We start from the raw sequence: 10,123 nt of genomic DNA on the forward strand, positions 1-10,123 counted from the left end.
TAGGATTGCGGTAACAGCCTTCATTGCATAGAACACAAAGCCTGTCGAGCGGCCAGATCCTAGCACAGAGATCACTTAATCACTCTTTTTGTGGGCATGGCATGAAAACAGACTTAGTGACTGCGTTAGTTACATTAGCGAATACTCGTGGTGGTGACACTGCGTACCAATATTTTTTCTCCGACGACCTTCCCAGTCAATCATTGACTTATCAGCAGCTAGATCAACGGGCTAGACAAATAGCACAACACCTAAGTGCACATTTTGAACAAGGTGATCGCGCGCTTTTGCTATATAACTCAGGCTTTGCGTTTATCGAAGCGTTTTTTGCGTGTCTATACGCAGGGATTATTGCTGTCCCTGTGTACCCGCCAAAAAAGAATCAAAATATTACACGGCTACGAAGCATTATTGAGGATGCTGGCGCTAAAGGTGTGTTGACCTCTGAGAAAGTGAATGAAATCGCACGTCCATTGTTTGAGTCAGAAGCCAGTCTCAATGACTTGGCATTGTTTACAACGGATACCATAACGTGTGACGTTAAGCGTGATTGGCAAGCCATTTCAGTAAAGGGTCAAGATTTAGCATTTTTACAATATACATCTGGCTCTACTGGGGCACCAAAGGGGGTTATGGTCACCCACGATAATATTATCGATAACGAAGAAATGATGAAGGTGGCCTTTGGCCACAGTAGCCAGACGCCAATCGTCAGCTGGTTGCCTCACTTTCATGATATGGGATTAATTTTTGGCATATTGCAGCCAATTTATGTTGGTGCGCCAGCGTGCTTAATGAATCCTACCTACTTTTTACAAAAACCACTGCGTTGGCTCAAATTACTGACTGAGTTTAAAGGGGTGACATCCAGTGCGCCTAATTTTGCCTACGACTTGTGTGTTGATACCATCAAAGAAGAAGAATTAGCAGAGCTTGATTTATCCCATTGGCAATCAGCTCTAAATGGTGCAGAGCCTGTTCGCGCCAGCACTCTCAAGCGTTTTTACGAAAAATTTAAGCAATGTGGATTACGTAAAGAGAGTTTGTCTCCATGCTACGGCATGGCTGAAACAACACTTTTTGCAACGGGTGGCTCCTTGCTTAGCGAGCCGATAATTTTGACTCTCGATAATGACAAAATGCTGGATGGTGTGGCTAAAATACAGGAACACATCATCGAAAATGGGAACAATGCTGAGTCGTCAGCTTATCAAGCTGTGTCTAGTGGCCATACATGGTGTGAGCATGAAGTTGCTATCGTGTCGCCAAGCACACTAAAGCGCTGCAAAGAAGGGGAAGTTGGCGAGATCTGGGTGAAAGGGGCGAGTGTCGCTAAAGGTTACTGGAATAAGCCTGAGCAAACAAAAGCCATTTTCCAAGCGACTATCGCAGGTGAAGAAAGCGGATCTTACTTACGTACGGGTGATTTGGGCTTTTTACAGCAGCATGAACTCTTTGTTACAGGGCGTTCTAAAGATGTATTGATTTTCCGTGGCAAAAATTATTATCCGCAAGATATTGAGCTTACGGTCAGTGAAAGTGATAGTGCACTTGAGAGCAATGGCGGCGCAGCTTTTTATGTGCATGCTGATAATGAAGATAAATTGGTTGTTGTACAGCAAGTTAAACGCACCGCTATTCGCAAGTTAGATCACAAACAAGTGATAGACAAAATAATCAGTGCCATTGTCGAACAGCATGGCATAGCGCCTTATGATGTGGTTTTGATCAAGCCTGGCCGTTTGTGCAAAACCTCCAGCGGCAAGGTGCAACGCCAAGAAAATAAAGCACACTATGAACAAGGGCGTTTTGAGGTTTTAGCAGCGTATAAATCAGGACAACCAGACAAGCAAACCGCGCCCTTAGCTGCTAAAAATACACAGCTTAAATCAGATCAAGCTTTATATCGCAGTGCGTGCCAGCTACTACAAACTATCATCGCCATAGAAGTCGGTGTAGAACACACAGAGTTAGATGTGGATGCCTCCTTTTTATCCTTGGGGGTGGACTCAATGAAGGCTGTGCGCATTTCTGGGGAGTTGATTGAACTACATGGCATCGAGCTTGAGTCGACCATTTTGTATGAGTACCCAAGCATTAGTGAGCTTGCTCAATATCTTTGTCAATTTGACGAAGTAAAAGCCGCGCTGACTCAATCTAGTAAAGAAAATCTATATATAGAATCAAAAAGTAAGCAAGCGCAATCGCGTGACGAGTCACAAAATAAAGCTACCTCCAGTGCTGAGGAGCAAGAGACAGATATTGCTGTCATTGGCATGGCGTGCCGATACCCAGGAGCCAATAACCTAGATGAACTATGGCAGTTATTAAGCACTGAGCAGGAGGCCATTAGTACCCCAAGTGAGCACCGCCAACAATTGTGTGCTGATGTGAATGCACAGCGTTTAGGCGGGTATCTAGATGACATTGCTGAATTTGACCACACGGTTTTTGGTATTTCCCCAAGTGAAGCGAAACACATTGACCCTCAGCAACGTCTGCTGTTGGAAAACACGTTTCATGCAATTCAATCCGCAGGGTATATGCCAGCGCAATTGGTTGGCTTAAAGGTGGGGGTGTATGTTGGTATTTCACAAAGTGACTACTTTTCACTCTCACAGCAAGTGCAAAAAAGTACCGCCTATCTCGGTACGGGTAATGCGCTGAGTATCGCTGCAAATCGACTATCGTATTTTTACAACTTTACCGGCCCTAGCCTTGCGATTGATACGGCATGTTCCTCGTCGCTGGTGGCACTGCATCATGCTATACAGGCAATGAGAAGCGGCGATATACCTCAGGCATTGGTAGCGGGTGTTAACCTGATTTTGAGTGATGATGTATCGCAAGCATGTGATAACGCGCAGATGCTGGCAGCCGATGGGCGATGCAAGACGTTTTCTGACAGTGCCAATGGGTATGTGCGCAGCGAAGGCGTTGGTTCTATTTTACTAAAACCTTTATCGCAAGCCATCGAAGACAATGACCCGATTTATGGCGTGATCAAAGGGAGTGCAGTCAATCAAGACGGGCGCAGTAATGGGATCACTGCGCCCAATGGCCGGGCACAGCAGCAAGTGATCCAATCTGCGCTTGCGCATGCTGGTGTTACTGCACAAGATATTGAATATGTGGAAGCACATGGCACTGGGACAAAATTAGGCGACCCTATTGAGGTGTCAGCTCTGCAACAGGTATACGGTCAGCAGCGCAGCAACACATTGTTGGTGGGGTCAATCAAGGCCAATATTGGTCATTTAGAGTCGGCAGCAGGTTTGGCAGGGCTTATCAAAACCTTGCTGTGCTTTAAACATCAGCAGATCCCTGCGCAGCGTTATAGCGAGACGCTTAATAGCCATATTCCGTGGTCAAAATACGCTATTTCGATCCCAACCGGAGATACGCCTTGGCCAACCAATGAGGGCACACTGGGTTTAGCTGCGGTGAGTTCATTTGGTTTTGGCGGGACCAATGCGCATGTCATTATGGCGCCGCCTCCAAAGGGAAAAGCTGTGCATAATCAAGCGGTGAAACAGCCTAGCTGCTACGTATTGCCACTGGCTGCAAAATCGTCACAGGCACTATCAAGCTGGGCAAAACAGTTTGCACGCCAGTTGGCAAACCTCGGTGATAAAGCAAGTGCTGATTTGATTGCGCAAGTATCGGTATCACCTGCCTTAAAAGGGGTTAAAAAAGCGTTTTATGGCATAGATAAGCAAGCGCTCGTGCAGCAACTGAATGTTGCTGACGTGTCTATGATGCCAGTGGATCAGAGCGTCAGCCCGTCAAAAGTGGTGTTTTTATTCACCGGGCAGGGCGCCCAATACCCGAATATGGGCAAAGCACTGTATCAATCTGATGCTGTGTTTAAAGCGGCAATAGATGAATGTGAGTCTCTGTTGCTTGCGCATTATGATGAGCGTTTAACTGACGTGCTCTACGCTGAGGCACATCATGAAAAATTAAATCACATTCGCTGGACCCAAGTCGCCATTTTTGCTGTTGAGTATGCGATGGCAAAACGACTTAATTCATTAGGTATTTTCCCTGATTTATTGATCAGTCACAGTGTTGGTGAATATGCAGCAGCCTGCATTGCCGGTGTGATGTCTTTGGCTGATGCACTTAAGTTGGTGAGCGCGCGGGCGACCCTAATGCATGAATTAGATGCCGGTGGCCAAATGATTGCTGCTAGGTGCACTCTTGATCAAGCGCAGTCTGTTATTGCTGAGCATACACATACAGCTGCTATTTCTGCCTATCATGGGGAAGCGGGCGTGGTCTTTTCTGGCAGCATGGATGCGATCACACACATTAGTCAACAGTTAACGGCTATGGAAGTCCGCTACAAAGCCCTGAATACGGGGGCAGCGTTCCACTCGCCACTCATGGCGCCCATGTTAGAGGCATTTGCCAAGGTGGTCGGCTCGGTCACTTTGCATAAGCCGACACTGGAGTTTGTTTCTTCAGTGACAGGCAAAGTAGAGCAAGACAGAATCACTGACGCCAATTATTGGTGTGAGCAAATTACGCAACCAGTGCGATTTGATGCCAGCTTGCAGTCGTTGCATGAGCTGACATCGATGTGTTTGATTGAGCTTGGCCCCAAACCGATTTTAAGTGGCTTGATCCAAGAGAATTTGCCACGTATCGAAGCGACTTACCTATCCGTGTTGCGTGATAAGGGTGATGAGCGCGAGCGCTTGGGTGAGTGTATTGCCAATCTATATGAGCTTGGTTTTGACATTAAGTGGCAGGATTTTTACACATCTTTATCTGAGTCTAATCCCCAGCGCTTGCCGTTACCTCAGTATCCATTTGATAAACATACGCACTGGATGAGTGCAATAGAGCCATCATCAACAACTGTTTCTAACACCATACAACCCCAGCCTGTGACAGATGAACTTCACAGGGCGCAAGCCATTGAAGAATTTATTTTATCTACTTTGGCAAAAGAGCTGGGGATGGATGCTGTGCAAATCGATCCGCACTTGGCGCTGCTAGAAATGGGCGTGGATTCTTTGATGATAATGCGGGCTGTACGCATTTTCGAAAAACAGTTCGATTTAGAGTTCAGTGTGCGGCAGTTTTATGAAGAGTTGAGCACAGTAGCCAACTTAGTCGCCTATGTAGCGCAACATAGTGATTATTTGACGCCTGAAATAGATGCTGTTGAGGAAAATACGCCGCCACAGGCTGCAAGTCCACGATTAGAAAGCTTCCCTATCAATGCATCTGATAATAGCCACCTGATTGAGCGTATTTGTACTGCACAGCTGCAAGCTGCCGCGAGCGTCAACAGTGATGCTGCACAGCTCAGTGTATCCGATGTCACCGCACAGCAGTTGGCATGGCTTGGGCAGCAACCAAGGGGAGAAGTTGGAGATAAATCAACGCTTTCAACGGCCGCTCAAGCACATTGTGCAGACTCAAAAGTCACGCCTTTAACAAGTGAGTCGACTCATCAATCGGTGGCATCTGTACTGCCTGGTTTTCAAGCCAAGCAGCTGCAGCGGCAAGCAGGTACTGAGGAAATACGTCAGCACAGTGAGGCGCTCAGCACGCAGTACTGCCAAAAGACAGCAGCCTCTAAGCGGCTGGTCTCTCAGCACAGGTCGCATCTTGCCGATTGCCGCGCATCAGCTGGGTTTAGGTTATCGAGCAAAGAAATGCTTTACCCCATTTTTGCCAAACGCTGCGAGGGTGCTCGAATTTGGGATATTGATGACAATGAATATATCGATATTACCATGGACTTTGGGGTGAATTTATTTGGTCATAAGCCCTCATTTATCAATGCGGCAATTGCTCAGCAATTAGAACGTGGCATTCAGTTAGGGCTTGCAAGCCCGCAAGCTTGTGAGGCGGCTTCACTTATCAGTGAGTTGACAGGCTTGGCGCGAGTCTCATTTTGCAACTCGGGCACTGAAGCGGTGATGACGGCATTGAGGCTTGCCAGAAATAAAACTAAACGACCACGCATTGTTCAATTTGAAGGCGCTTATCATGGCCATTTTGATGGCACATTGGCGGCTGTCGCGCCGGGTGGTGAGCGTGTGGAGCCAATGTGTTCGGGGGTACGCCACGAAACCGTTGCCGATAACTTAGTGCTTAAATACGGTGACTTTTCTGCGCTTGAACAGATAAAGCAACATGGCCATGAGATAGCGGCCGTGTTAGTTGAACCTGTGCAAAGTCGCCACCCTGAGCTTCAACCATTCGAGTTTTTAAAGCAGCTTAGAGCGTTAACGAAGCGCTTGGGCATCGCTTTAATTTTTGATGAAATGATCACAGGCTTTCGCGCTCACCCAAGTGGCGTACAAGGATTACTCGACATTCAAGCAGATATGGCCACTTACGGGAAAATTGTCGGTGGTGGCTTGCCCATTGGTGTGGTTGCAGGTAGTAAAGAATATCTTGATGGCATTGATGGCGGTGTGTGGCAATACGGCGATCAGTCGTTTCCGCAAGCGGATACCACCTTTTTTGCAGGCACGTTTTGTAAGCACCCTTTGAGCATGGCAAGTGCGGTTGCGGTACTCAAGGAGATCAAACGTCAGGGCCCTGAGTTGCAAATTGAACTTGCGCGCAAAACCACCTACTTAAAAGAGCAGCTGAATGCATTTTTTCAAGCGCATGCTATTCCGATTGCTATCAATGCATTCTCATCACTGTTTCGCTTTCAATTTAGCCAGAATCTAGACGTGTTCTTTTATGAGTTATTGAATCGTGGGGTATTCATTTGGGAAGGGCGCAATTGCTTTATCAGTGCCGCACACAGTGATGAGGATATTGAGTTTGTCATTCGCGCTGTCAAAGACAGTGCACTCACGTTGCAGCAAGCGGGTTATTTTGGTGATGTTGCAAAGCAAGTTCATTCTGTACGCAGTGACAGTAATGCGGGTCAGCTTACCCAAGGACAAAGTCAACTGCTGGCACTGGCGCTACGCAGTTCAAGTGGAGCACTTGCATATCATTTGCAGGCCAGTATTGGCTTGGCTGGTGCACTGGATGTGGACAAACTTAAACGCGCTGTAGCGCATGTGGTGAGCAGCTTTCCTTTACTAAGTTGTGGCGTCGATGTGGCTGAACTTAAACATATCACTCGTGCAGCCCCCGAACTCATGTGTCTCTCTATTGCGCCTGAGGAGTCCCTTTGTGAAGTTGAGCAGCGTTTGTCTGAGCTGCGTTATCAGTCATTTGATTTTGAGCAAGGGGGTCTGTGCCGCTTCTATTTACTGAGTGACAATACGCATAACCATTACTTGAGTGTGGTAGCCCATCACATTGTATGTGATGGTATTTCTCTACAGTTGGTATTGGCAAAAATAGCTCAAAACTACAGTTCAGATGAGCAAGTTGCTTGCCCAAGTGCGCCAAGCTTTGGTGAATATGCCCAAGCGTTGTCAAATTACACCCAGACAAATATTTATGGGGAAGATACGCAATATTGGCAAGCTCAGCTAGCAGGTAGTGAGCAGTTAGCTTTGCCACTAAAGCGAGATGCGAAAGCTCAGCCTAACTATCAAGTGCAACAACTGAGGTATCCAGTGAGCACGCAAGCGGTGCAAAACCTACAATCTGTTGCAAAAGCGCAAGGTTGCGGATTGTTTGCAACACTATTGGCCTGTTATGTGGCTTGGTTACATAAATTGTCTGAGCAAACGCGCATTGCTGTCAATGTACCAGTCTCAGATCGCCAACTGCTCTCCCCTGATGTAGACGCCGACATATTAGACGCGCATTTACTTGGCTATTGCACCAATATGCTACCGTTGCAACTGGATGTCTCAGCGACGATGACGTTTGGTGAATTGGTCGCACAGGTGCAAGACAGATTGCTCACTGGGTTTGAACATCAGCATCTTCCCTATGCCCATTTGTGTGAGCAAGATTGGATCATGCCAAGTACGGTATTTAATTTTGACCGTGTACAAGGGTTACCTGAATTCAGTGGTTTGCAATCGACCTCGGTCGCAAATAACAACTGTTTTGGTCAGTTTGAAGTGTCTTGCAATATCTTGAATATTGGTGAGCAGTGGTGGTTTGAACTCGATTATCAACGTGATAGATATGATGATGACATGTTCGCGCGTTTTGCGCAGTCTTGGCTATTCATGGCGGCTAACATCTGTGCTGAGCAGACTATGCACAGCGACTTGTTTGAGTTGCTAAAAGATGATGACTATAACCAGATGTTATCTGCACAACTGGCCAATTCTTCTCTGGGGTTTGAGTGTGATTCATTGATTGAAATGGTGTCGCAACAGGCATTCAACACACCGCAAAAAATAGCGGTGAAAGATGATATTACTGAGCTCAGTTACCAAGCGTTGGAAGCGCAATCGAATCAATTAGCACACTACCTCATGGCGCAAGGTGTAGGGGCGGGTAGTTTAGTGGCGGTTGCTTTATCACGCACCAGTAAACTGTTGGTCGCTTTGCTCGCCGTGTTAAAAGCGGGATCGGCTTATTTGCCCATTGATGTTACTTACCCGCAAGCGCGAATACGGGAAGTGCTGTCAGATGCGCACGCTGATTTGCTGCTGTGCGATGCGCCATGCGCGGAAATTAAAACCATGGTTGATACGGGCATGATGTGTGTCGATATTGATCTCGAAGTCAGTGAAATTGCAGCGTACCAAAGCACATTACCAAAAAGCGCGGTTGTCAGTGAGCAGCGTGCTTATGTGATTTATACCTCGGGCTCAAGCGGTCGTCCAAAAGGGGTTGAAATTAGCCATGGTGCTTTGGTCAACTTTTTACTTTCCATGCAAGAGAAGCCCGGTATTTCCCAGCAAGACCATGTGTTAGCCATTACAACGATGGCATTTGATATTGCGGCATTGGAGTTATTCTTACCCATTATTTCTGGGTCGACCTTAGTGATTGCCAGTGAAGCCGCGTGTAGCGATCCGTTGGCGATTTCAGAATTGATTGAGCGACAGCAGATCTCCTTTATGCAAGCCACTCCGACGCTTTGGCAACTTATTATTCAAGCTGCTCCTAATTGTATTGCAGGACTCACAGTACTGTGTGGCGGTGAGCCATTGACTGTAAGTCTGGCAGAAAAGTTGTTGAACCAAAATATTCAGCTTTGGAATATGTATGGGCCCACAGAAACCACCATTTGGTCAAGCGTTGCGCACATTACCGATGCACATGACATTACCATAGGTCATGGCATTGCGAATACGGGATTGTTTGTCATGTCTGAGCAGGCCAACGAGCAAAGCGGGCCGTTGCCCATTGGTGTTTGGGGTGAGCTTTGGATAAGTGGTGCGGGCTTGGCAAAAGGTTATCTTAATCGCGCAGAGTTGACTGCTCAGTGTTTCGTAACGCACACCGTTAATCATCAGCCTTTACGACTATATAAAACAGGTGATAAAGCAAGATGTTTACCCGATGGCCGATTTGAGTTGCAAGGGCGGTTAGACAACCAAGTGAAGTTGCATGGGCATCGCATCGAGTTGGCCGAGGTTGAATATCAATTGCGCAAGTTACTCGGTCATGATGATGTGCGTGTCTTAGTCAAAACAGCCCAGTCAGGCACAGCCCATTTATGCGCGTTTTGCCTTTCTTGTCCACAGCAAGGTGTGCAGTGGGAGTATAGTGCCATTCGTCAGCATTTAATGATGAAGTTACCCAGCTATATGGTACCAGAATTTGTCAGTTGGCTTGCTCAGTGGCCTCGCACACCGAATGGCAAAATTGATACTAAGTCGCTTGCATTGCCAGTGCTTGAAACTGGCCATGTAGCGCGCCATCGCGCTCCAGATAACCAGATAGAGCAGACTTTACTTGGATATTTTATCGACTTATTACCCATAGAGCAGATGAGCACAGACAGTAGCTTTTTTGACTGTGGTGGTAACTCGGTAATGGCAATGCAGTTGATATCCCGGATTAACCGACATTTTGCAGTGCGTTGCACCGTGGCTGATGTGTTTGATTTTAGCAGTGTCGTTTTACTTGCTCAGCGCATTGGTGTGCTGAAGGCAGATCCTGAGCAGGCAATGCACGGTGCGACCCAAGTAGAAGTTATCAGTGACATAGTTAGCGGGCGCGATATCAGCGCAGCTTTTGATGATAAATCCATGACAGAGATGGACTTGTAAGA

At 46.9% G+C, this 10,123-nt stretch carries 1 protein-coding gene; it reads left to right on the forward strand.

Annotation, left to right across the window (positions count from 1 at the left end; all coding sequences use genetic code 11):
- Positions 1-101 precede the first annotated feature (101 nt).
- Positions 102-10,121 (forward strand): amino acid adenylation domain-containing protein, encoded by a 10,020-nt coding sequence (locus AC2CZC_RS08225; protein WP_484584448.1) that lies wholly within the window; start codon positions 102-104, stop codon positions 10,119-10,121.
- Positions 10,122-10,123: the final 2 nt, after the last annotated feature.

It is taken from the genome of Pseudoalteromonas sp. MMG033 (assembly GCF_057197785.1).

Bases quoted from the DNA above. Each gene is read 5' to 3' on its own strand.
- AC2CZC_RS08225 (WP_484584448.1), top strand. From the start codon at position 102: ATGAAAACAGACTTAGTGACTGCGTTAGTTACATTAGCGAATACTCGT.